Source organism: Schaalia cardiffensis (genome assembly GCF_016405145.1).
GTDB lineage: Bacteria > Actinomycetota > Actinomycetes > Actinomycetales > Actinomycetaceae > Pauljensenia > Pauljensenia cardiffensis.
In genome coordinates this window covers 258,046-284,312 of record NZ_JAEKIA010000001.1, presented here as the reverse complement: position 1 = coordinate 284,312, position 26,267 = coordinate 258,046, and the positions used below count along the sequence as shown (strand labels likewise).

Annotated in this window: 29 protein-coding genes; 23 read left to right on the top strand and 6 right to left on the bottom strand. The window is 61.5% G+C overall.

Features of this window, described 5'->3' with window-relative positions:
* Together JFX23_RS01300 and pflA (JFX23_RS01295) are read right to left on the bottom strand one after the other, a co-directional pair.
* A partial coding sequence (locus JFX23_RS01300; RefSeq protein WP_198775248.1) for a hypothetical protein occupies positions 1-391 on the bottom strand: 391 nt, incomplete at its 3' end.
* A gap of 195 nt (positions 392-586) precedes the next feature.
* Complete coding sequence (pflA, locus tag JFX23_RS01295) at positions 587-1,522, bottom strand: pyruvate formate-lyase-activating protein (RefSeq protein WP_233050420.1); 936 nt, start codon at positions 1,520-1,522, stop codon at positions 587-589.
* Between the two features lie 147 nt (positions 1,523-1,669).
* Between pflA (JFX23_RS01295) and JFX23_RS01290 the strand changes: the two genes are divergently transcribed.
* Both JFX23_RS01290 and JFX23_RS01285 read left to right on the top strand, forming a co-directional pair.
* On the top strand, positions 1,670-2,296 hold the full coding sequence (locus JFX23_RS01290; RefSeq protein WP_198775245.1) for a sugar O-acetyltransferase: 627 nt from the start codon (positions 1,670-1,672) through the stop codon (positions 2,294-2,296).
* The gene (locus JFX23_RS01285) at positions 2,293-2,457 is read left to right on the top strand and encodes a peptide deformylase (RefSeq protein WP_198775243.1); all 165 of its coding nucleotides are present in this window, start codon (positions 2,293-2,295) and stop codon (positions 2,455-2,457) included. Before JFX23_RS01290 ends, JFX23_RS01285 begins: the two co-directional genes overlap by 4 nt.
* A gap of 13 nt (positions 2,458-2,470) precedes the next feature.
* Here the strand turns inward: JFX23_RS01285 and JFX23_RS01280 are convergent, their stop codons facing one another.
* The 4 genes from JFX23_RS01280 to JFX23_RS01265 form a co-directional block, all read right to left on the bottom strand.
* Positions 2,471-2,896 (bottom strand): hypothetical protein, encoded by a 426-nt coding sequence (locus JFX23_RS01280; protein ID WP_198775226.1) that lies wholly within the window; start codon positions 2,894-2,896, stop codon positions 2,471-2,473.
* A gap of 195 nt (positions 2,897-3,091) precedes the next feature.
* Positions 3,092-3,913 (bottom strand): pyruvate formate-lyase-activating protein, encoded by an 822-nt coding sequence (gene pflA / locus JFX23_RS01275; RefSeq protein ID WP_198775312.1) that lies wholly within the window; start codon positions 3,911-3,913, stop codon positions 3,092-3,094.
* Positions 3,914-4,129: 216 nt separating this feature from the next.
* A complete protein-coding gene (grcA2, locus tag JFX23_RS01270; RefSeq protein ID WP_005964370.1) occupies positions 4,130-4,381 on the bottom strand; it encodes an autonomous glycyl radical cofactor GrcA2 in 252 nt (83 codons plus the stop codon).
* Between the two features lie 74 nt (positions 4,382-4,455).
* Complete coding sequence (locus JFX23_RS01265) at positions 4,456-6,570, bottom strand: pyruvate formate lyase family protein (RefSeq protein ID WP_198775310.1); 2,115 nt, start codon at positions 6,568-6,570, stop codon at positions 4,456-4,458.
* 478 nt (positions 6,571-7,048) lie between these two features.
* Between JFX23_RS01265 and JFX23_RS01260 the strand changes: the two genes are divergently transcribed.
* The 21 genes from JFX23_RS01260 (at position 7,049) to JFX23_RS01160 (ending at position 26,161) form a co-directional block, all read left to right on the top strand.
* Positions 7,049-8,356 carry a homoserine dehydrogenase gene (locus JFX23_RS01260; RefSeq protein ID WP_198775223.1) on the top strand — a complete coding sequence of 436 codons (1,308 nt, stop codon included), beginning with the start codon at positions 7,049-7,051 and terminating at the stop codon, positions 8,354-8,356.
* A gap of 1 nt (position 8,357) precedes the next feature.
* The gene (gene thrB / locus JFX23_RS01255) at positions 8,358-9,311 is read left to right on the top strand and encodes a homoserine kinase (RefSeq protein WP_198775220.1); all 954 of its coding nucleotides are present in this window, start codon (positions 8,358-8,360) and stop codon (positions 9,309-9,311) included.
* 247 nt (positions 9,312-9,558) lie between these two features.
* The gene (gene rho, locus JFX23_RS01250) at positions 9,559-11,307 is read left to right on the top strand and encodes a transcription termination factor Rho (RefSeq protein ID WP_005964359.1); all 1,749 of its coding nucleotides are present in this window, start codon (positions 9,559-9,561) and stop codon (positions 11,305-11,307) included.
* Positions 11,308-11,735: 428 nt separating this feature from the next.
* On the top strand, positions 11,736-11,957 hold the full coding sequence (gene rpmE / locus JFX23_RS01245) for a 50S ribosomal protein L31 (RefSeq protein WP_005964353.1): 222 nt from the start codon (positions 11,736-11,738) through the stop codon (positions 11,955-11,957).
* A gap of 145 nt (positions 11,958-12,102) precedes the next feature.
* Positions 12,103-13,209: a peptide chain release factor 1 gene (gene prfA, locus JFX23_RS01240; RefSeq protein WP_005964351.1), complete on the top strand. Its 1,107-nt coding sequence runs from the start codon at positions 12,103-12,105 to the stop codon at positions 13,207-13,209.
* Entirely contained in the window at positions 13,206-14,093 is an 888-nt protein-coding gene (prmC, locus tag JFX23_RS01235; protein WP_198775217.1) for a peptide chain release factor N(5)-glutamine methyltransferase, read from the top strand. The genes prfA and prmC overlap by 4 nt, the downstream gene beginning before the upstream one ends.
* Positions 14,090-14,737 carry an L-threonylcarbamoyladenylate synthase gene (locus JFX23_RS01230; protein ID WP_005964347.1) on the top strand — a complete coding sequence of 216 codons (648 nt, stop codon included), beginning with the start codon at positions 14,090-14,092 and terminating at the stop codon, positions 14,735-14,737. Before prmC ends, JFX23_RS01230 begins: the two co-directional genes overlap by 4 nt.
* Positions 14,738-14,782: 45 nt before the next feature.
* Complete coding sequence (locus JFX23_RS01225) at positions 14,783-15,910, top strand: glycosyltransferase family 4 protein (protein WP_198775214.1); 1,128 nt, start codon at positions 14,783-14,785, stop codon at positions 15,908-15,910.
* Positions 15,897-16,301, top strand: coding sequence for a hypothetical protein (locus JFX23_RS01220; RefSeq protein ID WP_051057871.1), 405 nt, complete (start codon positions 15,897-15,899; stop codon positions 16,299-16,301). The genes JFX23_RS01225 and JFX23_RS01220 overlap by 14 nt, the downstream gene beginning before the upstream one ends.
* A 109-nt stretch (positions 16,302-16,410) precedes the next feature.
* On the top strand, positions 16,411-17,316 hold the full coding sequence (gene atpB / locus JFX23_RS01215) for a F0F1 ATP synthase subunit A (protein ID WP_005964340.1): 906 nt from the start codon (positions 16,411-16,413) through the stop codon (positions 17,314-17,316).
* A 56-nt stretch (positions 17,317-17,372) separates the two neighbouring features.
* On the top strand, positions 17,373-17,579 hold the full coding sequence (atpE, locus tag JFX23_RS01210; RefSeq protein ID WP_005964337.1) for an ATP synthase F0 subunit C: 207 nt from the start codon (positions 17,373-17,375) through the stop codon (positions 17,577-17,579).
* 5 nt (positions 17,580-17,584) lie between these two features.
* On the top strand, positions 17,585-18,148 hold the full coding sequence (locus JFX23_RS01205) for a F0F1 ATP synthase subunit B (protein ID WP_198775212.1): 564 nt from the start codon (positions 17,585-17,587) through the stop codon (positions 18,146-18,148).
* Positions 18,145-18,963: a F0F1 ATP synthase subunit delta gene (locus JFX23_RS01200; RefSeq protein ID WP_198775210.1), complete on the top strand. Its 819-nt coding sequence runs from the start codon at positions 18,145-18,147 to the stop codon at positions 18,961-18,963. The genes JFX23_RS01205 and JFX23_RS01200 overlap by 4 nt, the downstream gene beginning before the upstream one ends.
* Positions 18,964-19,004: 41 nt before the next feature.
* Complete coding sequence (atpA, locus tag JFX23_RS01195) at positions 19,005-20,642, top strand: F0F1 ATP synthase subunit alpha (RefSeq protein WP_198775208.1); 1,638 nt, start codon at positions 19,005-19,007, stop codon at positions 20,640-20,642.
* A gap of 3 nt (positions 20,643-20,645) precedes the next feature.
* On the top strand, positions 20,646-21,575 hold the full coding sequence (locus JFX23_RS01190; RefSeq protein WP_198775206.1) for a F0F1 ATP synthase subunit gamma: 930 nt from the start codon (positions 20,646-20,648) through the stop codon (positions 21,573-21,575).
* 23 nt (positions 21,576-21,598) lie between these two features.
* Positions 21,599-23,047: a F0F1 ATP synthase subunit beta gene (atpD, locus tag JFX23_RS01185; RefSeq protein ID WP_198775204.1), complete on the top strand. Its 1,449-nt coding sequence runs from the start codon at positions 21,599-21,601 to the stop codon at positions 23,045-23,047.
* Complete coding sequence (locus JFX23_RS01180; RefSeq protein ID WP_408602650.1) at positions 23,047-23,310, top strand: F0F1 ATP synthase subunit epsilon; 264 nt, start codon at positions 23,047-23,049, stop codon at positions 23,308-23,310. The genes atpD and JFX23_RS01180 overlap by 1 nt, the downstream gene beginning before the upstream one ends.
* 64 nt (positions 23,311-23,374) lie before the next feature.
* Entirely contained in the window at positions 23,375-23,785 is a 411-nt protein-coding gene (locus JFX23_RS01175; RefSeq protein WP_198775202.1) for a DUF2550 family protein, read from the top strand.
* Positions 23,786-23,885: 100 nt separating this feature from the next.
* Entirely contained in the window at positions 23,886-24,584 is a 699-nt protein-coding gene (nucS, locus tag JFX23_RS01170; protein ID WP_198775199.1) for an endonuclease NucS, read from the top strand.
* A gap of 63 nt (positions 24,585-24,647) precedes the next feature.
* Entirely contained in the window at positions 24,648-25,865 is a 1,218-nt protein-coding gene (locus JFX23_RS01165; RefSeq protein WP_277063902.1) for an N-acetylglucosamine-6-phosphate deacetylase, read from the top strand.
* On the top strand, positions 25,862-26,161 hold the full coding sequence (locus JFX23_RS01160) for a hypothetical protein (RefSeq protein ID WP_198775196.1): 300 nt from the start codon (positions 25,862-25,864) through the stop codon (positions 26,159-26,161). Before JFX23_RS01165 ends, JFX23_RS01160 begins: the two co-directional genes overlap by 4 nt.
* Positions 26,162-26,267: the final 106 nt, after the last annotated feature.

The following is a 26,267-nucleotide window of genomic DNA, read 5'->3' as shown; positions in this document are numbered from 1 at the left end:
CTTCTACGGCCCTCCGCATGGCCTCGTCGTTCATGCGAACCGCCTCAATGGCATTTCTGAAGTACTCCTCGGGCGTTATGCCCATTGTCTCGGCGTCCTCGACTTCTTTAGTGAGCTCTTCTAGAAGAACATCGTTCGGTAGAGTTTTTGTCTCAGGGAAGAGTTCGCAGAACTCTTCGAGAGTGTCTGGACTGACTCCGCTCAGTGGAATGATTCGACAGTTGCCGATCTGCGAAGCGCTTTGATCAGTATCCTCGGCGGAGCTCTGAGCAGAACTCTGAACGGCGTCCTCTTCCGGGGCCGCGGGGGAACATGCGCTGGCCGTCAGGGCGATGGCGGCGAGGCTCACTCCAACGAGAGCGGCGGGGCCGAGGGGTGAGAAGGTGGACATCTTCGTCTCCTGATGCTCGCGAATAGACGAGAACACTTCGAGCGTATCAGATCTATGAAACAGAACACAGGCCTGAGTGGATGGGGAGGGAACCGTGTTCCATCGCTACGAAATACAAGCCGCCCCCGCATTCGCGGGGGCGGCTCTGTGATGAGTTCACGGGCTCCTGGGTAGAGCCGGGCGGTCCGGTCCGGTTCAGTGCACCTCGAAGCCCAGGGACTCGAAGTATTCACGGACCTTTGCGGTCGCCTCCGGCGTCGGGGGCTTCGTTTCCTCCAACTCGTACTTCAGTCCCAGGGAGTGCCACTTGTCGCGGCCCATCTGGTGGAAGGGGAGAACTTCGACGCGGTCGATGACGTTTTTCCACTTGCTGATGATCTCGCCGATCGCGTGGATGTTGTCCCAGTCATCCGTTAGCCCCGGGACGAGGACGAAGCGGATCCACACGCGGGTGGTGCCGCGGGCGGCCAATCGGTCGCCGAAATCAATGGTCGGCTGCAATTCTCCTGAGGTGACTCGCTTGTAGGTGTCCGGTAGGCCGGATTTGACGTCGAGCAGGCACAGGTCGAGGTGGTCGAGGATGTCGTCGTCGCAGTTGACGCCGAGGAAGCCGGAGGTGTCCAGGCAGGTGTGGACGCCCATTTCCTTGGCGCCGTGGAAGATTCGGCGCACGAACTCCGGTTGCATCATGGCTTCGCCGCCCGAGATGGTGATGCCACCGCCCGTCGCACGGAAGATGCGCCGGTAGCGGCGGATACGGCCAAGGATCTCGTCACTGGAGACAGGGGCGCCGTCCTTCATGAGGAAGGTGTCGGGGTTGTGACAGTAGAGGCAGCGCAGGCCACATCCATTGAGGAAGACAGTGAGACGAGTGCCCGGGCCGTTGTCGGGGCCCTCGGCGTAGTTGAGGACCGGGCCTTCGGGGGTCTTCGCCTGCTTCTCGACGAATCCGGCGTCGTGCAGCGCGTCTATGCGCCCGTCGTCGAAGTGGAGATTGTGATGTCGATAAGAGCCCAGGCCCGCGCCCGCGGCGAGGAAGAGGACGAGGAGGATCACGCCGCCGATGCGCAAGGAGCTTCGGCCGCGGCGAGGAGAGATCTGGGTCCGTTCAATGCCCGTTCGGCTTCGCATCGTCCGCTTCCTCCGATCCCTCGACTATCCCAGGATACGCACAGGCATATCGGAGCAGAGGCGCAGCGGTGGCACCTTCGGACCTTGAGGTGAGATCGGGTCGGCGAAGACGTGTCCTGAGGAGCGTGATGCGCTTAGGCTCGGAGCATGAGGAGTAACGAGGAGAAGAATCCCTACGCCCCTGATGGACGCACGAACCGCCAGCGGATGATCGATGGCGATTTCTATATCGCAGACAATGAGCTTTCCACGTTCTCCAGCCGCGCGCAGCGCCTGTGCGATCTGCACGCCCGCGCCTTTGCGAGCGACCCCGATATTGCGAGCCTCATCCTTGCCTGCCTCCTCGGCTTCCTCGGTGAAGAGGTCGAGGTCCGCCCGCCCCTGAGAGTCGACTACGGAGAGAATCTGTTCATCGGGGAGCGCACCTTCATCAACTTCGGGCTCATCGCCCTCGACGTTGCGCCGATCCATATCGGAGCGGACTGCCAGATCGGTCCAAATGTGCAACTCCTGACCCCCATCCACCCGCTTGAACCCGGGCCTCGACGCGAAGGCTGGGAGTCTGCGAAACCCATCACCATCGGCGATAACGTCTGGTTGGGCGGCGGGGTCATTATCTGCCCGGGAGTGACGATTGGCGACGAGGCCGTCATCGGCGCAGGTGCCGTCGTCACCCGGGATATTCCCGCGCGTTGCATTGCCGTCGGTAATCCGGCGCGCGTCATCCGGCGCCTCGACGAGGAACGTGCGAGTGGCGAGGGAGTGCTTCGGTGAGTGTGCGACCTATTGTCATTGCAGGCGAGCCGATCTTGCACCGGCCCAGCGCCCTCGTTGAGAGCTTCGACGCTGATGTGGCTCGCCTCGCCCGAGACATGATCGACACGATGCGGGCGGCGTCTGGGAAGGTGCGGGTTCAGGAGTTTGCGGGATGTTGATCGTGAAGATGCTTCAGTGCGATTGTGCGGGGGCGTCTCCGGTCGCTCCTTCTACGGCCCTCCGCATGGCCTCGTCGTTCATGCGAACCGCCTCAATGGCATTTCTGAAGTACTCCTCGGGCGTTATGCCCATTGTCTCGGCGTCCTCGACTTCTTTAGTGAGCTCTTCTAGAAGAACATCGTTCGGTAGAGTTTTTGTCTCAGGGAAGAGTTCGCAGAACTCTTCGAGAGTGTCTGGACTGACTCCGCTCAGTGGAATGATTCGACAGTTGCCGATCTGCGAAGCGCTTTGATCAGTATCCTCGGCGGAGCTCTGAGCAGAACTCTGAACGGCGTCCTCTTCCGGGGCCGCGGGGGAACATGCGCTGGCCGTCAGGGCGATGGCGGCGAGGCTCACTCCAACGAGAGCGGCGGGGCCGAGGGGTGAGAAGGTGGACATCTTCGTCTCCTGATGCTCGCGAATAGACGAGAACACTTCGAGCGTATCAGATCTATGAAACAGAACACAGGCCTGAGTGGATGGGGAGGGAACCGTGTTCCATCGCTACGAAATACAAGCCGCCCCCGCATTCGCGGGGGCGGCTCTGTGATGAGTTCACGGGCTCCTGGGTAGAGCCGGGCGGTCCGGTCCGGTTCAGTGCACCTCGAAGCCCAGGGACTCGAAGTATTCACGGACCTTTGCGGTCGCCTCCGGCGTCGGGGGCTTCGTTTCCTCCAACTCGTACTTCAGTCCCAGGGAGTGCCACTTGTCGCGGCCCATCTGGTGGAAGGGGAGAACTTCGACGCGGTCGATGACGTTTTTCCACTTGCTGATGATCTCGCCGATCGCGTGGATGTTGTCCCAGTCATCCGTTAGCCCCGGGACGAGGACGAAGCGGATCCACACGCGGGTGGTGCCGCGGGCGGCCAATCGGTCGCCGAAATCAATGGTCGGCTGCAATTCTCCTGAGGTGACTCGCTTGTAGGTGTCCGGTAGGCCGGATTTGACGTCGAGCAGGCACAGGTCGAGGTGGTCGAGGATGTCGTCGTCGCAGTTGACGCCGAGGAAGCCGGAGGTGTCCAGGCAGGTGTGGACGCCCATTTCCTTGGCGCCGTGGAAGATTCGGCGCACGAACTCCGGTTGCATCATGGCTTCGCCGCCCGAGATGGTGATGCCACCGCCCGTCGCACGGAAGATGCGCCGGTAGCGGCGGATACGGCCAAGGATCTCGTCACTGGAGACAGGGGCGCCGTCCTTCATGAGGAAGGTGTCGGGGTTGTGACAGTAGAGGCAGCGCAGGCCACATCCATTGAGGAAGACAGTGAGACGAGTGCCCGGGCCGTCGACTGCGGTGACGAGCTCCCAGGAGTGTACGGAGCCGAGGGTGCCTTCGCGCATACGAGTCAGGCGCTCATGACGTTCGATCTCGGTGAGCTCAACGAGACCCGCCGTGCCCAAGCCGAGAGCGCGCGACATGGGTGCTTGGAAGTCCTGGTCGCGAAGCTGTTTGTCGTCGTCAGCGCTGCGGGGAGTTCTGGCGACAATACTGGAGCCGTCGCCAACGGGGATGTCTGCGGAAAGCTGTGTCGTCATCATTCCTCATTGAAAAGAGTGGGGGATGCCTGTGGGGCGCAGAACCATTGGTCTGCGCCCCACAAAGCGTTCACTCACTCACAGCCGAGCCGCTAGGGCTCAGGCGGAGTGGTGGAAGGTGCGGGAGAGCACATCGAGCTGCTGCTCACGAGTGAGCTTGACGAAGTTCACGGCGTAGCCGGAGACGCGGACCGTGAGGTTCGGGTACTTCTCGGGGTGCTCGATCGCGTCTTCGAGGGTGGCGCGGTCAAGGACATTGATATTGGCGTGGTAGAGGCCGTCGTTCTCGCCGCGCTCTTCGCGGGCGGCCTTCATGTCGGCGAGGCGCTCTTCGTAGGTCTTGACAGTCATTGTTTATCTCCTTCTGGGGGGTGGTGGTGAAGTGGTCCTGTGGGAGGGCATGGGTGGCCCTCCCACAGGAATGGTCACTTCTGAATGATCATCTCGCAGTTGTCGTCGGGCACGAAGCCCGCGTCGAGGATGCCGACGAGGTTCTCGATCTGCTCATCCTTGGTACGGCCAAGGCCGGAGGGCGTGATCGTGTTGGTCAACGAAATGCCGTCGAGCGCATCGTTGTAGTCGAGCTTGCCGACCGAGAGCATGGAGGCGACCATACCGTGCGTGTCGATGCCGTTTTCCGGGTTGGCACCGGGGGCGAAGGGGGTGCCCGCACGGTGGCCCGAGGGGAAGCTGCCTGTGGCCTTGCCGTAGACGACATTGGAGGTGATCGTGAGGACCGACTGGGTCGGGATCGCGTCACGGTACATGGGGATCTGACGGATCTTGTCCATGATCGTGTGAACGATGGTCGCAGCGATGTCGTCGGCGCGGTCGTCGTCGTTGCCGTAGGTCGGGAACTCTCCCTCGGTGACGTAGTCGACGATCAGGCCGGTTTCATCGCGCACCGGGGTCACCTTCGCGTACTTGATGGCCGCGAGGGAGTCGGCAACGATCGACAGACCGGCGATGCCGCATCCCATGGTGCGCACGATCTCGGAGTCGTGGAGCGCCATTTCGATGGATTCGTAGGCGTAACGGTCATGGCAGTAGTGGATGATGTTGAGGGCTTCAACGTAGGTTCCGACAACCCAGTCCAGCATCTCTTCGTACTTCGCCCAGACCTCGTCGAAGTCGAGCGGGGCGTCACCGCTGATGGGGGCGTAGCCATGGACGACCTGCTTGCCGCTCATCTCATCGCGTCCGCCGTTGATCGCGTAGAGGAGAGCCTTAGCGGCGTTGACGCGCGCACCGAAGAACTGCATCTGTTTGCCGACCCTCATCGGGGAGACACAGCATGCGATGGCGGCGTCATCGCCCCAGTGCTCGCGGATCTGACCATCGGACTCGTACTGGATGGACGAGGTCTCGATCGAAATAGCGGCGCAGAATTCCTTGTAGCCCTTCGGAAGATTCTCGTCCCAGAAGATCGTGATGTTCGGCTCCGGGGCGGGGCCGAGGTTGCGGAGGGTCTGGAGGAGACGGAAGGAGGTCTTGGTGACCAGGGTGCGACCGTCGTCGCCGAAACCTGCGTCGGACCAGGTGGCCCAGTAGGGGTCGCCTGAGAAGATCTGGTCGTAGTCGATGGTGCGCAGGAATCGGGTGATGCGCAGCTTAATGACAAGAGCATCAATGATTTCCTGGGCATCGGCTTCAGTGATGAGACCGGCCTTGAGGTCGCGCTCGAAGTAGCAGTCGAAGAAGGCCGAGAGGCGGCCGATCGACATGGCCGCGCCGTCCTGGGACTTCACAGAAGCGAGGTAACCGAAGTAGGTCCACTGGACTGCTTCCTTCGCAGTCTTCGCCGGGCCGGAGATGTCGAAACCGTAGTCGCCGGCCATCTTCTTGAGCTTCTTGAGGGCCTTGATCTGCTCAGAGTGCTCTTCGCGGTAGCGGGCCCAGTGCTCGGAGAAGGGTTGGTCAGCGTAACGGTCCTTATCGGCCTGCTTCCATTCGATGAGCTTGTCCACGCCGTAGAGGGCGACTCGGCGGTAGTCGCCGATGATGCGGCCGCGCCCGTAGGCGTCGGGAAGGCCGGTGATGATGTGCGAGGAGCGGGCGGCGCGAATGCGCGGGGTGTAGATGTCGAAGACCGCGTCGTTGTGGGTCTTGCGGTACTGGGTGAAGATCTTCTTGACCTCGAGGTCAACCTCCTTGCCGGCCTCCTTGATTGCGGTCTCGACCATACGCCAGCCGCCGTTGGGCATCATTGCGCGCTTGAGGGGAGCGTCGGTCTGAAGGCCGACGACGACGTCATCGTCGGAGCAGATGTAGCCGGGCTTGAAGGCGTCGATATCGGCGGGGGTGTGGGTGTCGACATCGAGGATGCGGACCTTGCGTTCTTCGCTGAGGTATTCCTTTTCGAGAGTGTCCCAGACTCTCAGGGTCTTCTTGGTCGGACCGGCGAGGAAGGAGGCATCGCCCTCGTACGGGGTGTAGTTGCGCTGGATGAAGTCGCGGACGTCGATTTCCTTGTCCCAGTTGCCGGTTGTGAAACCAGCCCAGGCTTCGGCTTCGATAGGAGCGTTCTGCTCTGTCGTCATCATTCCTCTTCTCGGTGTGTATCCACGGCCTTGTGGTGTCGGGCCGAGGATGTGGATGAATGTCCAACTCATGCCGGATCGGCACCTGCTTAAGAGTTTCCTCCTTCCGGGACAGAAGCGCTACGGCTTGAGGCGTTGAAGGCTATGTGTGTTGTCACAGAGGGGAAGAGGTGGAAGGTATAGGACTTTTGGACTGGGACCATCGTCCCGCTTTCTTTCTGTTTCGATTCCTTGGATGGCGCTGAAGTTGCACCTTGTCGAGGTGATGCCCCAGGGCCCCAGGAGTTTCACAAGCCTCAAGCGATACAAGAGAAACACCTCTTCACCAGGGAAAGCCTCCAGGCGCGGACGTGTGCTGCCAGATGCTCATGGTGACGCATATGCTGTGTGAGAGGAGGAAGGATGCTCAGTCCTCGGGCTCCTTCTCGGCGAAGATCTCCTCGCCCCCAGCCTCGTGAATGTGAAGAAGGAGTGCCCAGTGACCGAAGAGCTCCCCACCTTGCGCCTTGGCGTCCTCGGTGCCGGAACAGTTGGTTCCCAAGTGATCCGACTCCTCGCCGAACAAGGCGAGGAATTTGCCGCCCGATCGGGAGCTCGGATGCACGTCGGTGCAGTTCTCGTCCGCACCCCCAATGCGCCGCGCAACACTCAGATCGCCCCGGAACTGCTGACAACCGACCCCGCCGAAGCGATCGACGGGATGGACATCGTCATTGAACTCATCGGCGGCATTGAACCGGCTCGCACTCATGTCCTGCGCGCCCTCAATGCCGGAATCAGCGTCGTGACGGGCAATAAGGCCCTCCTCGCCGCTCACGGGCCCGAACTCTACGCTGCAGCGGACGCTTCAGGCGCCGACCTCTACTACGAGGCCGCCGTCGCTGGCGCCGTCCCAGTCGTCTACGGGCTGCGCGAGTCCCTTGCCGGGGACCGCATCACGAGAGTTATCGGCATCGTGAACGGCACCACGAACTTCATCCTCGACGCCATGGCGACTCGCAATCTCAGCTACGAGGCGGCCCTCAAGCAAGCCCAAGAACTCGGCTTCGCCGAAGCAGATCCGAGTGCCGACGTCGAAGGACTCGACGCCGCAGCCAAATGCGCGATCCTCGCCTCCCTCGCATTCCACACAAGAGTCGGGATCGAGGATGTCGAAGTCGAAGGCATCACGAGGATCACCGCCGAGGACATGGAAGAAGCAGCCTTCTCGAATCGGACGATCAAACTCCTCGCAATCGCAGAACGGCGGAAGAACGATCAGGGGGTCGAGGGCGTGTCCGTGCGGGTCCACCCCACCCTGATCCCCGCCGATAGCCCCCTAGCGAGCGTCGATGGTGCTTTCAATGCGATTCTCGTTGAGGGCGAGAACGCGGGTCGATTGATGTTCTACGGCCAAGGAGCCGGTGGCACACCGACTGCCTCGGCTGTCCTCTCCGACCTTGTTGCCGCCGCTCATCACCGTGCGTATGGGGGACATGCGCCCAGGGAATCCGTCTACGCGCAACTGCCGCTCCTCGAATCTGGAGAAGACCTCTCACGCTTCCAGATTCGCCTCCAGGTAGAAGATCGCCTCGGCGTCCTCGCCGAGGTCGCGGGTCTCTTCGCCTCCAATCGGGTGTCGATTCAGGCCCTCCATCAGCGAGATGACGCCCATGACGGCGCGAGCGTCATCACCTTGACGACTCACCGCGCGAAGGAGGCTGATCTTCGAGCCCTCATCGCCGCCCTCGAAGACTCCGACTCGGTTCGTTCGGTGATGAGCACTCTTCACGTTGAAGGAGAGTGACATGCGCCTCGCCGACGACTTCGTCGCCTGCCGCGTCCCCGCGACCAGCGCGAACCTTGGGCCCGGATTCGACTCCATGGGCCTCGCCCTCGACCTATGGGATGAGGTGTCCGTGCACGCGACCGTCGGCCCCACCGCGGTCGTTGTCGAGGGCGAGGGCGCAGGACAAGTCGACGAGGGGGAGAAGAACCTCATCGTCAAGACGCTCCGTCTTTCTCTTGATCGACTCGGCGCACCGCAGGTCGGCATTCGCATGCACTGCCACAACCGGATCCCGCATTCACGGGGCCTGGGTTCCTCCGCAGCTGCAATCGTCGCGGGTCTCGTCCTTGCGAGGGCGCTGATCGGTGAAGAAGAGGTCTTGGGTCCAAAGGACGTGCTCGACATTGGTACTGAACTCGAAGGCCACCCCGACAATATTGCCCCTGCGATCTTCGGTGGCGCGACCGTCGCCTGGATGGAAGGCAGCACTGCGGGCGCGCTCAGACTCACGCCCCCGGCGCAGATCTCACCCGTGGCTTTCATTCCCGATTTCGAACTCGCAACCGAAAAAGCGCGATCGGCTCTGCCCGAGCTGATCGCGCATGGGGACGCCCGTTACAACATCTCCCGCGCCGCATTGCTCAGCGCCCTGCTTTCGGGCGCCTATGAGGCTCCCGCAGGGGCAACTCTTCATGAGCTGTTGATGGACGCGACAGGGGACAGGCTCCACCAGGAACAGCGCAGGGCGACGATGGAATCCTCCCTTGCTCTCGTCGACTGGTTGCGCGCCGGAGGAATGCCTGCAGTCGTATCCGGGGCGGGGCCGACGGTCCTTTCCCTCGAAAAAGTGTCCGCCAGCCTGAAGCATGATGCCGAGGGAGCGGGATGGCGCGTTCTTTCGCTCCCGGTCGCCCCCCAAGGGGCTCAGATCACCCGAGGACGCCTTGCGGGCCCTTGCGGAATGCGGGCCTGAATCTGCACCTTGTTTGCCTTTGCTCCCCCTTCCTCCTGTGATCTTTTCCGCAGGGAGGTGCAGATTCTCGCTCAATATTCCGAAACAGGGCGAGCATTGCTACACTCGGGCCAGCGGTTCCCATGGACCGGCCGATTCACGGCACTGACGCGCTGGCGATTCTTCCGTCGCGCACTTTCCTCCGAAGCATTCCATTGAGGAAGACTCAACGAGCCCTAATTGGGCAGATATCCAGTAAGGATCATTCGTGAGCAACGAAAACACCGCCCCGGTCGCCTCCGACCTGAAGGGCATGAAGCTGGCCGAACTTCAGGCCCTCGCTTCTTCCAGGGGACTCAAAGGCACATCAAGGATGCGCAAGTCCCAACTCATCGAGCTTCTCTCCTCGCCAGAAGCCCCGGCCCCGCGTGCGCGCCGCGCCGCCCCTTCGTCGAAGACTGGCAAGCCCGTCGAAAAACTCGTCAAGGACAGCGAGGAGCCCAGCGAGAAGACCACGGCCGCCTCCGCCCAGGCGAGCACAGAGGTCACTCAGACTCCGCGCAAATCGCGTCGTCGTGTCGCAGTTTCTGAACCGATCGATCCTGCTTCGGTCAAGCCCGTCATTGACATCGAATTGCCGACCCCCCTCGCAGTTCAGGCGCCCCCGGAGAAGAACGAGGCCCCGGTAACGGCTCTCGACTCGATCGAGCTTCCCGAGGGCGAGGACGCAGAAGAACGAGGGCGCAATCGTCGCGATCGCAACAATCGGCGTCGGGGCCGCGATCGCAACCGAAACGATCGCAACGAGCGCAATGATCGCAACAACCGTCGCAACCGCAATCGCGAGGAACGCCAAGATCGCGAGGAGGTCGTCCGTGAAGACGACCAGCTCGCTCCCATCGCCGGCATCCTCGACATCAAGGACAACCACGCTTTCGTCAGGACTTCCGGTTACCTGCCCGGCCCGAACGACGTTTTCGTGACCTTGGGCAATGTGAGGCGCTGGGGTTTGCGTGCAGGTGACGCCGTCACGGGTGCGGTCCGCCAGCCCCGAGAGGGCGAGCGTCAGCGTCAGAAGTACAACGCGCTCGTGCGCGTCGACTCCGTTAACGGCATGACGATCGAAGAGGCGCAGGCACGCCGCGAGTTCGGCAAGCTCACCCCCGTATACCCGAGCGAGCAGCTGCGCATGGAGACCTCTGCGAAGGCCTTCACTCCGCGCGTCATCGACCTCGTCGCCCCCGTCGGCAAGGGCCAGCGCGGCCTCATCGTCTCCCCGCCCAAGGCGGGCAAGACCATGGTGATCCAGCAGATCGCCAAGGCCATTGAACTCAACAACCCCGAGGTCCACCTCATGGTCGTCCTCGTCGATGAGCGCCCCGAAGAGGTCACGGACATGCGTTCGATCGTCAAGGGAGAGGTCATCGCCTCGACTTTCGATCGCCCCGCATCCGATCACACCCTTGTCGCCGAGCTCGCGATCGAGCGCGCCAAGCGCCTCGTTGAACTCGGCCAGGACGTCGTCGTCCTCCTCGACTCGTTGACGCGACTGTCTCGCGCCTATAACCTCGCGGCCCCCGCCTCGGGGCGCATCCTATCCGGCGGTGTTGACGCTTCGGCGCTCTACCCGCCCAAGAAGTTCTTCGGCGCGGCCCGAAATCTCAAGGAGGGCGGCTCCCTCACCATCATCGCTTCGGCTCTGGTCGAGACCGGTTCCAAGATGGACGAGGTCATCTTCGAAGAGTTCAAGGGCACCGGCAATATGGAGCTGCGCCTGTCGCGTCAGCTCGCGGACCGCAGGATCTTCCCCGCGATTGACGTCAACGCTTCGGGCACCCGCCGTGAGGAGATGCTCTTCACACCCGAAGAACTACGCATCATGTGGAAGCTGCGCCGGGTCCTGGGCACTCTCGACCAGCAGTCGGGACTCGAACTCATCCTCGAAAAGCTCAAGGAGACCCAGTCGAACGCCGAGTTCCTCATGCTCGTGCAAAAGACGACGCCGAGCGCGGACTAAGGCCAGCACTGCGCGGAAGCTATTCGAAGGCCGCGCAGTGTCAGACGCTGCTGGGAACTAGGAGTGCAGGCGCGTCCCGGAGGCTCCTCCGGGGCGCGCCTCTCGTTTGAGCGCGGCCCAATCTTCTGGGCCGTATCGGGACTTCGACTCCTGTTGAAATCTCAGCTCTTCACCGGGCGTGAAGTCATGTCTGGCGTGTGCAGCGTGGCGAGTATTCCCGAAGCTCGAAAAGCTGTCGGCGAACTCACGTCGAAAAACTCCTCCCGAATTCCGCTCGGAGCAAGAGAAATGGCACAATAGCCGAATCGGCCATCGGTTCACCGGTTCGCTTCCGTTCGACGTACTTCGGACGGAAGGGGAGCGATCCGCCAGATGCGGAAAGACCTGCGAATCCGGACCCGGGGCACCAACGAATCCAGGAGACATCCATGAAGAAGGACATCCACCCCACCTATGTGGATACCCTCGTGACCTGCACCTGCGGTAACAGCTTCCACACCCGTTCGACCATCGCCTCTGGCGAGATGCGCGTCGACGTGTGCTCGGCCTGCCACCCCTTCTACACGGGCAAGCAGAAGATCCTCGATACCGGCGGTCGTGTCGCCAAGTTCGAGGCCCGCTACGGCAAGCGCGTCCGTCCCTCCAAGTGAGTTTCGGGCTCTACTTCGCGCAGTAGTCCTTCTCGGCGCCGAGGGTGAAAGCCCTCGGCGCCGAGCCGCATGAAGACTCGTGTGCGACTTACGTCCGGCACGACGAGGCGCCTGTCTCACCGGCGCATTCGATTGAAAGGCAGTCATGGCTCTGGATAAGGGAATCGATGAGGAGCTCCACGCCCTCGCCCCTCTCCTTGAGGAATACGCGCAGGTCGAAGCCGCAATGTCGGCGCCCGAGACCCTCGCCGACCCGATGCTCATGCGCAAGATGGGCCGACGTTTCGCCGAGCTTTCCCGCGTGAAAACCGGAGCCGAACGCTACTTGAGAGCCAAAGACGACCTCATTGCCGCTCGAGAACTCGCCCAAGAGGACCCCTCATTCGCTTCGGAAATCCCAGAGCTCGAAGATGAGCTGCGCGCTGCGCACGAGAGTCTGCTCAAGATCCTCGCCCCCCGTGAGCCCGAGGACGCCCTTGACGTCATCCTCGAGATCAAAGCAGGAGAAGGCGGCGAGGAGTCCGCCCTCTTCGCCTCCGATCTGGCCCGCATGTACTCGCGATACGCCGAATCGAAAGGATGGTCCGTCACCGAGCTTTCCTCGACCCCGACCGAGCTTGGGGGCTTCAAAGAGATTTCTTTGGCCATTCGCGCCCACGGCACGCCCCTGCCAGAAGAGGGAGTATGGGCCCACCTCAAGTACGAGGGCGGAGTGCACCGTGTCCAGCGCGTCCCCGTCACCGAATCTCAAGGGCGGATCCACACCTCGGCGGCGGGCGTTTTCGTCATGCCCGAGATTGAAGACGACACACAGATCGTCATTGACCCGAATGATCTGCGAATCGACGTCTACCGCTCTTCGGGGCCCGGGGGACAGTCCGTGAACACAACGGATTCAGCGGTTCGCATGACGCATATTCCCTCGGGGATCGTCGTCTCAATGCAGAACGAGAAATCGCAATTGCAGAACAAAGAAGCGGCCCTGAGGGTTCTCGCCTCACGACTCGCAGCCGAGGCGAGAGCGAAGAAGGAAGCGGAGGCTTGCGCCCAGAGGCTGTCCCAGGTTCGCACCGTGGATCGTTCAGAACGTGTGAGGACCTACAACTTCCCGGAGAACCGGATTGCAGAGCACCGCACCGGGTACAAGGCGCACAACCTCGATCGTGTTCTCGAAGGCGAACTCAGCCCTGTTATCGATTCTCTGCGCGAGGCAGATGAAGCAGAGCGCCTCGCCCAGGCGGCCAGCAGGTGAAGCGCCCCGCCGATCCAAGCCGTGTCGGCTCTCTCCTGGCCTGGGCGCGCAATCGCCTCGAAGGACTCGAAGCCGCACACCCCGCGCAGGACGCTCGTGAACTCCTCGAATGGGTGGCGAAAACCGATTCGATCTGGAGGATCAAAGAACCCATCGAGCCTGAGCTTGCCGAGCGCTTCTACAACGCCGTTGAGCTGCGGGCGAGCCGAATTCCCCTTCAACGCATTACCGGGCGCATGTATTTTCGGGGCTTGACCCTCCACAGCGCCGAACAGGTCTTCATCTGCCGCCCAGAAACCGAAATCGTCGCAGGGATCGGCATTGAGGCCGCACGACAAGTGATCGCCGAGCAGGGCACGGTTCGAATCGTTGATCTGTGCACCGGATCGGGGGCGATTGCGATCGCCTGCGCCACGGAACTCCCAGAAGCGCAGGTATGGGCGGTCGAACTCGCTCAAGAAGCCTTCGCCCTGGCACAGCGCAATATTGAGACGCTCGTTCCTTCTCGTGTCCAACTCCTTCGCGGCGACGCCACGCACCCGCGCACTCTCGCCGATCTGGATGGCCGCATTGATATCGTCATCTCCAATCCTCCCTATGTGCCCGCCGATGAGGCACCGACCCAGGTTGAAGCGGGCTTCGACCCGCCGCTCGCTCTTTTCGGTGGGGGAGAGGCTGGGATGGACATTCCCAGAGGGATCATCTGCCGAGCCGCAGGACTCTTGAAAGAAGGCGGCCTCCTCGTCCTCGAGCACTCTGCGAGTCAAGCCGCCCTCATGCGCGAGGCGGCCCGGGAAACGGGCTTCATTGAGGTTTTCACAAAAAAGGATCTGGCCGGCGCCCCTCGTGCGCTCGTCGCGACTCGTGCGAGAATCTCCCAGTGACCCCTAGGATTTTGAGCTGCCTTCCCGCATGGGTTCCCGCTGATCTTGACGAGGCTGTCGCTCATGTCAAAAAGGGCGGGCTGATCGTCATTCCGACCGATACCGTCTATGGAATTGGGGCCCTCGCCTCGAATCCGGATGCGGTGGCAGCCCTGCTCGCAGCAAAGGGCCGCGGACCGTCAATGCCTCCCCCCGTGCTCGTCGATTCCCCTCAGGCCCTTGACCGCCTCGCCGTCGATGTGCCCGAGGCAGCCCGCAGGCTCGCTTGGGCCGCATGGCCGGGAGGACTGACGCTCATTGTCAGGGCCCGCCCTGAGCTCGGCTGGAATCTGGGAACAAACGGAGGGACCGTCGCTTTGCGGATGCCCGATCACGCGCAAGTCCTCGAACTCATTGCTCGTAGCGGTCCTCTCGCGGTGAGCAGCGCAAACCTCACTGGAGCGCCCCCCGCAACGTCCATCGAAGAAGCCATTGCCTCCTTTCCTGATTCGGTTCTTCATATCGACTCCGGTCCGACCCCTGGATCGACGCCCTCAACGATCCTCGACTTCGCCCATGGTGATGCGAGTGTCATCCGCCTGGGGACTTTATCCTTGGAGGAGCTGTCCGAAGCGGCCGGTGTCACCCTCATGGGTGCCGAGTAAAACCCTCGAAGAAGAACTACCGAAGGATCAAGGACCGAAGCTCGCATGAAGGTCTATCTCCTCCTCATGCTCATCGCGATGGGCGTTACCGTGCTGATGACGCCTCTCGTCAGATGGTCGTGCATTCGATGGGGGCTCGTCCCCGAGCTTCGTTCTCGCGATATTCAAAAGCAACCAGTGCCCAGGCTCGGCGGCATCGCCATGACGATCGGCCTCGTCGTCGCTCTCCTCGTTGCCTCACACATCCCCTATATGGTCCCCCTGTACACCACGAGCATCCCCTGGGCGGTGATCGGTGCGGCAACGGCGATGACTGTGCTCGGCCTCGTTGATGATCTCGTGGAACTCGACTGGATGACGAAACTATCGGGACAGGTGCTCATTGCCGGGGCGATGGCCTTTACGGGAGTCCAGCTCATCTCCTTTCCCCTGTTCGGTGTCACTATCGGTTCTTCTCGTCTTTCCTTGATTGTGACCGTCGTTCTTGTCGTCGGCATTGTGAATGCGGTGAACTTCATTGATGGTCTTGATGGCCTCGCCGCCGGGACAATCGCGATCGGAGCGGGAGCCTTCTTCGTCTACTCCTACCTCCTGTCGAGGATCATTGGGGCCACCTCATATGCGACGACTGCTTCACTGGTCGTCATCGCCCTTCTGGGAGTGTGTCTGGGCTTCCTCTGGTTCAACTTCCACCCCTCGTCGATCATGATGGGAGGCGGGGCTGAGACTCTTGGTCTCGTCCTCGCATCGGCGAGCATCATCGTCACTGGACAGATCGACCCCTCAGTCCTGGGAACCCAGCAACTCTTCGTGGGCATCTTGCCGATCCTCCTGCCCCTGTCTGTGATCTTCATACCGGTGTTGAATCTTATCGTCGCCTCGCTCCGCCGCATCGCGCGGGGGACGAGCCCCTTCCACGCCGACCGCACCTCGCACTTTCACGACCGCCTCATCGCTCGCGGGCATTCGCATCGTGGTGTCGTCGCGATCATGTGGATGTGGACTGCGATCGTATGCATTCCTTCTGTCGCCCTGCTCATTTTCGACTGGTGGAAGATTGCCCTCGCGACACAGCCAGTGTTCGTGATCGCTCTGGTTGCGACCGTGCGACAATTCCCGACTTCCCATTACCGCTCCAGCGGGGGCGAGGAGGAGAATAATGTCGAACTCTGATTCCCTTGCTCGAGCCTTGACTCGACTGCGAGTACCTATGGCGCTCATTGGCGCAGGAGCCCTTCTCTTCACTGTGTTCGTCTCCGTGATCTATGGGCTCGAGTTGGCAGCAATCGGATTGTGCATCGTCGCGCCAATGCTTCTTCTCGGCGTGCAGTATGCGTGTCTTTCTCGAGCGAGTGCTTCTCAGGGGAGAGGGATTGTGTGGGTCCTTGCGTCCTATCCGATCAGGATCCTCATCCTTGTCATCGTTTTGTATGTGCCGCGCTCTTTCAATGTGGATGTACGCTGTGCGGCCCTGTGTTCGATTCTCGTGATTCTCTTCTCGATGCTCGCCGAGGCGATTGTGATGGTGCGCACGCCGCACTTCACCGTTGATGAACGGGACTAAAGAACTAGTGGCCATTCGTGCAAAATCGTCAAATTGTGCTGAAGCAAGCGTTCTTGCCTGCTAAAGTATTCAAGTCGCTTCTTGCGGCCAATATGCTCTCCCATCACCGATGATTCGAACTCAGGAGCACACGCTGTCCACGTCAACGCCCCCCACTAACCGACGGGGAAGTAGATCCAAGCCCCTGTGGTACTGGACCCTTCTTATTCTTCTTCTCGTGGTCATTGCCGCAACGGCGGTTCCCGCCTTCACGCAGCACGTGCACCAGCCCGGACTCGAAGACTTCTTCCCCAAGCCGATTTTCGGCGAGGGCACGATCTTCCAGTTCAACCGCCTCGTCCTCATTCGTATCGCGATGGCTGCACTGGTCAGCGCGATCCTTCTCGGGGTCGCAGCGAAGGCCACACTTGTCCCTGGCCGCGGCCAGATGGCAGTCGAATTCCTCGCAGGCTTCATCCGCGACAATGTCGCCATTGAGATGCTCGGCCCGAAGAAAGGACGCGCATACGCCGGCTTCATTGGCTTCGCATTCTTCGCCACCCTCGCGATGAATCTCGCCGGAGTGATTCCCGGTACGAATATTGCTGCAACCTCTGTTGTGGCAGTTCCCGCGGTCTTCGCCATCATCTCCTACGTCACCTACGTTGGGAGCGGCATCAAGGCCCTCGGACTCGGACACTTCTTCGCATCGCAGCTCCTTCCTCCGGGGCTTCCCAAGCCGATGTACCTGCTCATCACGCCGATCGAGTTCCTCTCGAACTTCATCGTTCGTCCGGTGACCCTCACAGTCCGACTCCTTGCCAACATGATGGCCGGCCATCTCCTGCTCGGCATGACCTATTTCGGCACTGCGCTCCTGCTTCAAGAGCTCTCCGCCCTCTCGGCCGCGGGAATCCTCACAGGAGTGGCGATGTTCGTCATGACCGGCTTCGAGGTGTTCGTCGCTTTCCTGCAGGCCTACATCTTCACCATCCTCACCTCCGTCTACATCAAGCTCTCGATCGAGAGCCACTGATCCCCACAATCCGCTGAAGCGCCCTTCGGCGCCCAGAAGAAAAGGAAGAACACACCATGGGTATCTCCCTCGCCTACATCGGCTACGGCCTCGCGACCCTCGGCCCCGGCCTCGGCATCGGCCTGCTCGTCGGCAAGACCCAAGAGGCGACCGCGCGCCAGCCTGAGGTCGCCGGCCGACTCTTCACCAATATGGTGATCGGCGCCGGCATGGTTGAGGCGCTCGGCCTCATCGGCTTCATCCTCCCGCTCATCGTCAAGTGACCGCGATGCACCAGATTTTCCCTGCGAGCGACGAAGTCGGCGGTCTCGCCGTCATTCTGCCGCCTCTGTACGAGATCTTCTGGTCGGCGCTCGTCTTGCTCATCGTCCTCCTCCTCGTTGGAAAGTTCGCACTGCCGAAGATCTATCGCACGATGGATGAACGCCAAGCGAAGATCGCTGAGGGGCTCGCCGCCGCTGAGAAAGCGAAAGAAGACCAGGCGCTTGCCGCTCGTGAGCGCGCGCAGGCCCTAGTCGAGGCGAACGCCGAGGCTCATGAGATTCGTGAGCGCGCCGGAGAGGAAGCGAAAGGCATTATTGCCGCCGCCAGGACCGAAGCCCAAGAAGAGGCCAATAGGATCCTCGAGGGCGCTCAGCGTCAGATTCTCGCCGAAAAGCAAGCAGCGGAGATCTCCTTGCGCGCTGACGTGGGTCTGCTCGCGACCGAGCTTGCCGAGAAGATCGTTGGGGAGCATCTCGCCGACACGGAGCTCACGAGCCGTGTCATCGACCGTTTCCTTGACGACCTTGAGAAGGACAACCTTTCAGCCTCTGAGGGTGCGACTCGATGACAACCATTGGAGCACTGCAATCGGTTCCCTTCTCAGGTGAACTCGGGGATGCGCTTGCCCTGCCACACGCGGATGCAATGAAGGTCGCCGAAGAAATCTTCGCCCTTTCTGACCTCGTCAAGACGGATGCTCGACTTCGTCGTGCCCTTACCGATCCTTCGAGGAACGCCGAGGACAAGATGGCACTCGCGCACTCCCTTTTCGATGCGCATATGTCCGCTCCCGGCTTGCAGGTCCTCGAGGCACTGGTCAGCGCGCATTGGACGAAGCCAGAGGATCTGCACGACGCCGCAGAGGTGCTCGGCATTCTCGCAGTGCTCACCGACGCCCTACGGGCCGGTGCCCTTGAAGAGGTGAATGACGAGCTCTTCGACACTCGTCGTTTCCTTGCGGCCGAGCGAGACTTGCGTCTGACCCTGTCGGATATGTCGACAGGCTCTCCGCACGAACGCGCGAACCTCGCCACCCGCCTCTTCTCGGCGCGCCTGAGCCGGTGGAGCATGCGTTTGCTGCGCAGAGCGGTTGGACGTTCGCGCCACGGGCGCCTCCTCAACAACCTCAGGAGATTCGCCGAGTGGGCGGCAACCTTGCAAAACAAGCTGCTTGTCACGGTCGAATCAGCGGTCGATATGACCCCTGAACAGGTGACGCGCCTTCGCCGTCTGCTCGAGCAACGCTTCGAGCGCGACATCACCTTGTCGATCTCGGTCGAACCCGGTGTTGTCGGAGGTTTCCGTCTACGCGCCAACACCACCGCGATCGACGCTTCCCTTGCAGCGCGCATTGCCGATATGAAGCGCTCCCTTGCGGGCTGAACCGCACCCCAGAACTCATCACGCAGACAGAAGGAATACTCATGGCTGACCTGTCAATCAGTCCCGAGGAGATCCGCGGCGCACTGGACTCCTTCATGGAGTCCTACCGTCCCTCCGAAGTGGCCACGGAAGAAGTGGGCTACGTCACGGAAACCGCCGATGGTATCGCCCATGTCGAGGGCCTGCCCGGGACAATGGCGAACGAACTCCTCCGCTTCGCCGACGGCACGCTCGGCCTAGCGATGAACCTCGACCAGCGCGAGATCGGCGCCGTCATCCTCGGCGACTTCGGAGGCATCGAAGAGGGCCAGCGCGTGCATCGCACCGGTGAAGTCCTCTCAGTCCCAGTCGGCGACGGCTACCTCGGCCGCACAGTCGATCCTCTCGGCCGACCGATCGACGGCCTTGGTGACATCACGGATATCGCGGGTCGACGCGCCCTCGAGCTCCAGGCCCCCGGTGTCATGATGCGCAAATCGGTTCACGAGCCCCTGGCCACCGGTCTGAAGGCCATTGACTCGATGATCCCAATCGGACGCGGGCAGCGCCAGCTCATCATTGGCGACCGCAAGACCGGAAAGACCGCGATCGCCCTCGACGCCATTCTCAACCAGCGCGAGAACTGGAAGTCAGGCGACCCGAAGAAGCAGGTCCGCTGCATCTACGTCGCCATCGGTCAAAAGGGCTCCACCATTGCATCGGTGCGCTCGACCCTTGAAGACGCCGGCGCAATGGAATACACGACGATCGTCGCTTCCCCGGCCTCTGATCCGGCGGGCTACAAGTACATGGCGCCCTACACCGGCTCCGCGATCGGACAGCACTGGATGTACGAGGGCAAGCACGTGCTCATCGTCTTCGACGATCTGTCCAAGCAGGCGGAGGCTTATCGTGCAGTCTCCTTGCTCCTGCGCCGTCCGCCGGGGCGTGAAGCTTACCCGGGCGATGTCTTCTACCTGCACTCGCGCCTCCTTGAGCGTTGCGCAAAGCTCTCCGACGAGCTCGGCGGCGGATCCATGACGGGACTTCCGATCATCGAAACGAAGGCGAATGACGTGTCGGCCTACATCCCGACCAATGTCATCTCCATTACCGACGGGCAGATCTTCCTCCAATCGGACCTGTTCAACTCGAATCAGCGTCCCGCGGTCGACGTCGGCATCTCCGTGTCGCGAGTCGGCGGTGACGCGCAGGTCAAGGCCATGAAGAAGGTTGCGGGAACGCTCAAGATCACCCTCGCGCAGTACCGTTCGATGGCTGCTTTCGCAATGTTCGCCTCCGACCTCGATCCAGCGACCCGTTCGCAGCTCACGCGTGGCGAGCGTCTCATGGAGCTGCTCAAGCAGGCCCAGTCGACGCCGTACATGGTTTGCGAGCAGGTCGCATCCATTTGGACTGGTACCCACGGCTACCTCGATGACATTGAGGTTTCGGATGTCCTCACCTTTGAGCGTTCACTCCTCGATCACCTCAAGGCGAACTCGAAGGTCCTCGACATCATCGAGTCGACGGGACTGCTCGAAAGCGATACCGAGGCTGAGCTCAAGGCTCAGGTCGAGGCCTTCCACGATCAGTGGATCTCCGCTGGAAGGGGAGCGAGCCTCGACGATGCCGAGGTGGAGGCCGAGGTGACGCGCGAAGAGATCACTCGCGCCCATCCCTCCTCGCAGAAGGCCTGAGACATGGGTGGCAAGCAGAGGATCTACAAGCAGCGCATCGCCTCGACGCAGACGCTCGCGAAGGTCTTCCGCGCGATGGAGATGATCGCGGCGTCGAGGATCGGTGGGGCGCGTCGCGCCGCCACCGCTCTCGGGCCCTATGAAAAGGCTCTGACGCAGGCGGTTGCTGCGGTCGCGGTTCACACGGATCTCGATCATCCGCTCACGCGTGAGCGTTTCGACACTCCGCGCGTGGCGGTTCTCGTCATCGCTTCGGATCGTGGCATGGCGGGCGCATATTCGGCGACGATCTTGCGCGAATCCGAAAGGCTCATCTCGAAGCTCAAGAGCGAGGGCAAGGTTCCGGTGGTGTACACCTTCGGCAAGAGGGCCCGCTCCTACTTCCGTTTCCGCGGTGTCGCGGTTGAGAAGAGCTGGGAGGGCGAATCGGATGCTCCGGGCCGTGAGACGACCCGTTCGATCGCGAATGAGCTTTTTGAGCGCTTCATGGATCAGGGATTGACTTCCGGGGTTTCTGAGGTTCATCTCGTCTACACGCGATTCGCCACCGTGATGAAGCAATTCCCCGAGGTTCGCCAGATGCTTCCCCTGAGCGTCGTCGACGCGCCCGAGGGTGACGCCGAACGCGATGCGGAGCGCGGATACGAAGACGATCCTTCAGCGACTTTCCCCGAGTACGAGTTCATCCCCTCGGCACAGGCCGTGCTCGACGCGATCCTTCCGCTCTACATCGAGAGTCGCATCCATAATGTGCTCCTCCAATCGGCGGCCTCCGAGCTCGCCTCGCGCCAGCGCGCGATGCATACGGCGACGGACAATGCCGAGGAACTCATCACCAAGTACACGCGCCTGGCCAACTCGGCCCGTCAGGCGGACATCACCCAGGAGATCAGCGAGATCGTGGGCGGGGCCGACGCACTGGTCGCGGGCTGAGCCCAAGGACACGGAGAAGAAACATGAGCCAGGAAGAAACAGTCGCGCAGGGGCGCGTTGCCCGAGTCGTCGGACCGGTCGTCGACGTCGAGTTCCCGCCGGACAGCATTCCCCCGCTGTACAACGCTTTGAAGGTTGACGTCAATCTGACAGGCCAGGGGGAGGGGGAGTCCTCCTTCACGATGACTCTCGAGGTTGCCCAGCACCTGGGAGGCAATCTCGTCAGGACCATTGCTTTGAAGCCGACGGACGGACTCGTCCGCGGTGCGAAGGTCACCGATACGGGTGCTCCGATCACGGTTCCCGTCGGTGATATTACGAAGGGCCACGTCTTCAATGTGACCGGCGAGCCCCTCAACCTTGCCGAGGGAGAGACCCTCGAGATCACCGAGCGTTGGCCGATTCATCGCCAGCCCCCGGCCTTCGATCAGCTTGAGGCCCGCACGAAGATGTTCGAGACGGGCATCAAGGTCATCGACCTTCTCACCCCCTACGTTCAGGGCGGTAAGATCGGCCTCTTCGGTGGTGCGGGCGTCGGTAAGACGGTCCTCATCCAGGAGATGATTCAGCGCGTCGCCCAGGACCACGGGGGCGTCTCGGTCTTCGCCGGTGTGGGCGAGCGTACCCGTGAGGGCAATGACCTCATTCACGAAATGGACGAGGCCAGCGTTTTCGATAAGACGGCGCTGGTGTTCGGTCAGATGGATGAGCCGCCGGGGACGCGTCTGCGCATCGCCTTGACGGGGCTGACGATGGCGGAATACTTCCGTGATGTTCAGCATCAGGATGTGCTCTTGTTCATCGATAACATCTTCCGCTTCACTCAGGCGGGCTCTGAGGTTTCGACCCTGCTGGGCCGTATGCCTTCGGCCGTGGGTTACCAGCCGAATCTTGCCGATGAGATGGGACAGCTCCAAGAGCGCATCACATCGGCGGGGGGACACTCGATCACTTCGCTGCAGGCGATTTACGTGCCCGCCGACGACTACACGGACCCCGCTCCGGCGACGACCTTCGCCCACCTTGACGCAACCACGGAGCTCTCCCGTGAGATCGCCTCGAAGGGCATCTACCCTGCGGTGGATCCGCTGGCGTCCTCATCGCGAATCCTCGATCCGGTGATCGTGGGACGCGAGCACTACGACACGGCGATTCACGTCAAGGCGATCCTTCAGAAGAACAAGGAACTCCAAGACATCATTGCGATCCTCGGCGTTGATGAACTCTCTGAAGAGGACAAGATCACGGTCGCGAGGGCACGTCGCATTGAGCAGTTCCTCTCCCAGAACACCTACATGGCGGAGAAGTTCACCGGTGTGCCCGGCTCGACTGTTCCCCTCTCGGAGACGATTGAGGCGTTCAAGCGCATCGCGGAGGGCCACTACGATCATGTGCCCGAACAGGCCTTCTTCAACATCGGTGGTATCGAGGACCTTGAGCGCCGCTGGCACGAGCTTGAGAAGGACGCCTGATGTCGGATCGGGTACTTCAAGTCGAGGTCGTTTCGCACGAAGGGCGGTTGTGGCACGGTGCTGGAAGCTCCGTTCAGGTCCCCGTCGTTGACGGCCAACTCGGCGTCTTGCCGGGGCGTCAGCCCCTGCTCGCGATGCTCAAAGCAGGCACGGTCACGGTCCAAACCTCGCAAGGAGTGAAGACTTTCGAGGTCGAGGGCGGATTCGCGTCTGTTGATTCTGATTTCGTGACGGTCGTGGCCGATCACGCTACAGTTTCCTAATAGAGGCAGCCCCTGTCCGCGACCCGGACAGGGGCTCCCCGCATCCGATCTCGAGGAGGCAGCGATGAATACATTTCTGTATGTCACCGGGTGGGTTCTGGGCGCTCTTGTGCTTCTTAGCGTGGTGGTGTGGGTGTACATCAATGTTCGGGCGCGCCGCCTCGATGGACGGATTGGGGCTTTTCGTTCCTGGTCTAGGCCCGACACTCAGTCCGGCTGGGCCTCGGGTATTGGCCTGTTCGGGGTTGAGACTCTCAGCTGGTACCGCCTGATCGGTTTTGGCGGTAAGCCGGTGTACACGGTGGCCAGGAGGGGCTTGGAGGTTTCCGCTCCGATCCAGCATTCGGCAGATGGGTCGATGGTGGAGCTTCGCCTCAAGTCGGGCGATCACCGTTATGAGCTTGCGGTTGCGCCCCAGACCTACAATGCGATCGTCTCCTGGGTGGAGTCGGGTCCCCCGATCGGCAGGGCCTGAGAACTCTTCTTCGGCGCCAGAGCGCCGTTCGAGCTCATCTCGCGAGCGTGGTGCTTTTCGCTGCGCACTCGTGCTCGCAAGCGCTGATAGGCTCTCACCCGTGAGAGTTCTCATCGCCACCTGCACCGTCGACTATTCCGGGCGCTTATCGGCGCATCTCGACTTGGCGAAGCGCGTCATCATGGTCAAAAGTGATGGCTCCGTCCTCATTCATTCTGATGGGGGCTCGTATAAGCCTCTCAATTGGATGAATGCGCCGTGTACGGTGACCACGCAAGTCCTCGAAGAGGGCGAAGAAATGGACGGCGTCACTGAGGTCTGGACCGTTCAGGCCGCCAAAACAGACGATCGCCTCGTCATCCGCATTTTTGATGTCGTCGCGGATGTGGCTGAAGACCTGGGGGTGGACCCCGGCCTCGTGAAGGACGGCGTGGAGACACACTTGCAAGAGCTCTTGGCCGAACAGGTTCCGCAGATCCTCGGCGATGGATGGGAGTTGGTGCGTCGCGAGTTTCCGACACCGGTCGGGCCGGTTGACTTGATGGTGACGGACCCCTCGGGTGCGAATGTTGCGATCGAGGTGAAGCGTCGAGGAGGTATTGACGGAGTCGATCAGCTCACTCGCTATCTCAGCCTGCTTGATCGTGATCCCTTCATCAAGGACCTCAGAGGGATTTTCGCTGCGCAAGAGATCTCGAAGCAGGCAAGGATCCTTGCGGAGGATCGCGGTATTCGCTGTTTGATCCTCGACTATGACGCGATGCGCGGCTTTGACGACCCAGAATCGAGACTCTTCTGATCCGAGGGCAGGAAGATCCTCAAAAAGCTGTCAGACAAATCTTTTGCGTGGCACAATGAAGAGGTGGAAACCTCATTTGTGTGCCGTGGCCGTCTCGTCCTTGAATCCCGCATCCTCGAAGACGGTGTTCTCATCGCCGAAGAGGGCGTGATCACCAGAATCATCGATGCCCACGATCCTTCGCTGTCCAAGGAAGACCGCGAACTCATTGCCGCCGTCCCGGCCTCCGACTCCTATATCCTCCCCGGCCTCGTCGATGTGCACTGTCATGGCGGGGGCGGAAGCTCCTTCCCAAATGCGACCTCCATTGAGAAGGCCCAAGCCGCAATCGACGAGCACCGTCACCATGGGACGACGACCCTCGTCGCCTCCCTCGTGACCGCGCACGCAGATGTACTGCGCGAAAGAGCAGCCCTCCTTACTGAACTTGCCGAAGAAGGTGAACTCGCCGGCATCCACTTCGAAGGCCCCTTCGTCTCTCACGCCCGCTGCGGCGCACAAGATCCGAAGTACATCATCGACCCGGATCCTGAACTCACCGCGCAACTCCTCGAGATCTGCAAGGGCTACGCGCTCACCATGACCCTCGCCCCCGAGAAGGACAAGGCCTATGGTCCCGGATCTGTCGCCGAGGTGCTCATCAAGGGCGGTGCACTGCCCTCCTGGGGCCACACGGATTCCGGTTCCGCCCCTGCGCGCGAAGCCCTCGAGTTCTCTCGCAAGGCCATCAAAGAGACCACGAATCCGCGCAGTGCGCGCGCCACCATCACTCACCTGTTCAACGGCATGCGCCCCCTGCATCACCGTGATACGGGCCCGATCGGCGAGTTCTTGTCCGATGCGGCAAGAGATGGTGTCATCGCTGAGATGATCTGCGATGGCGTCCACCTCGATCCCTCGCTCGTGCGCGACGTGTATGAAATGCTCGGTCGGGACTCGTGCGTCTTCGTCACCGATGCGATGGAAGCTGCGGGCATGCCGAACGGCACCTACGAACTCGGCTCCCAGACAGTCGATGTGAAGGACGGCTACGCCTATATCGCGGGCACGACGACTCTTGCCGGGGGAACCGCACACCTCCTGGATTGCGTGCGCGTCGCCACCTTCACAGGCGGGATCGACCTCGTCGACGCTGTCTTCATGGCCACCGTTCAGGGCGCGCGCATTCTCGGGCGAAACGACATCGGCAAACTCGAAGCAGGTATGCGTGCCGATGTACTCGAACTGGACGAGCAACTGCGTCCACAGCGCGTGTGGCGCGGCGGAACACTCGTGAAGTGAAAGGCAAACGCTCGCAGAAGCGACCATGGGCTAAGGGACACCGCGACCTCAATCTCGGTGCCCTCGCCTCCGTGCCCAGGAGCGAGATCGGACCCGATGGGAGGGACTACCAAGTCCAGCATCTGCGCTCCTCCTCGAAGGAATACACCTGCCCGGCGTGTCTTCATCCGATCCACGTGGGCACTGCGCATGTGGTCGCCTGGCCCGAGCAGCAGCCCTTCGGCCTGCCCGAAGGGCTTGAGGCCCGGCGTCACTGGCATGTGGAATGCTGGAGACGCGGCTTACGCCCACTGTGAGTGGGTGAAAACCTCGAGGACAACAGCTTTTTCTCCGGGGGTGCGATGGTGATTATCCCTCGCACCCCCTGGGTGTTGGTGCGGATAAATGCGTCACGACGGCGCT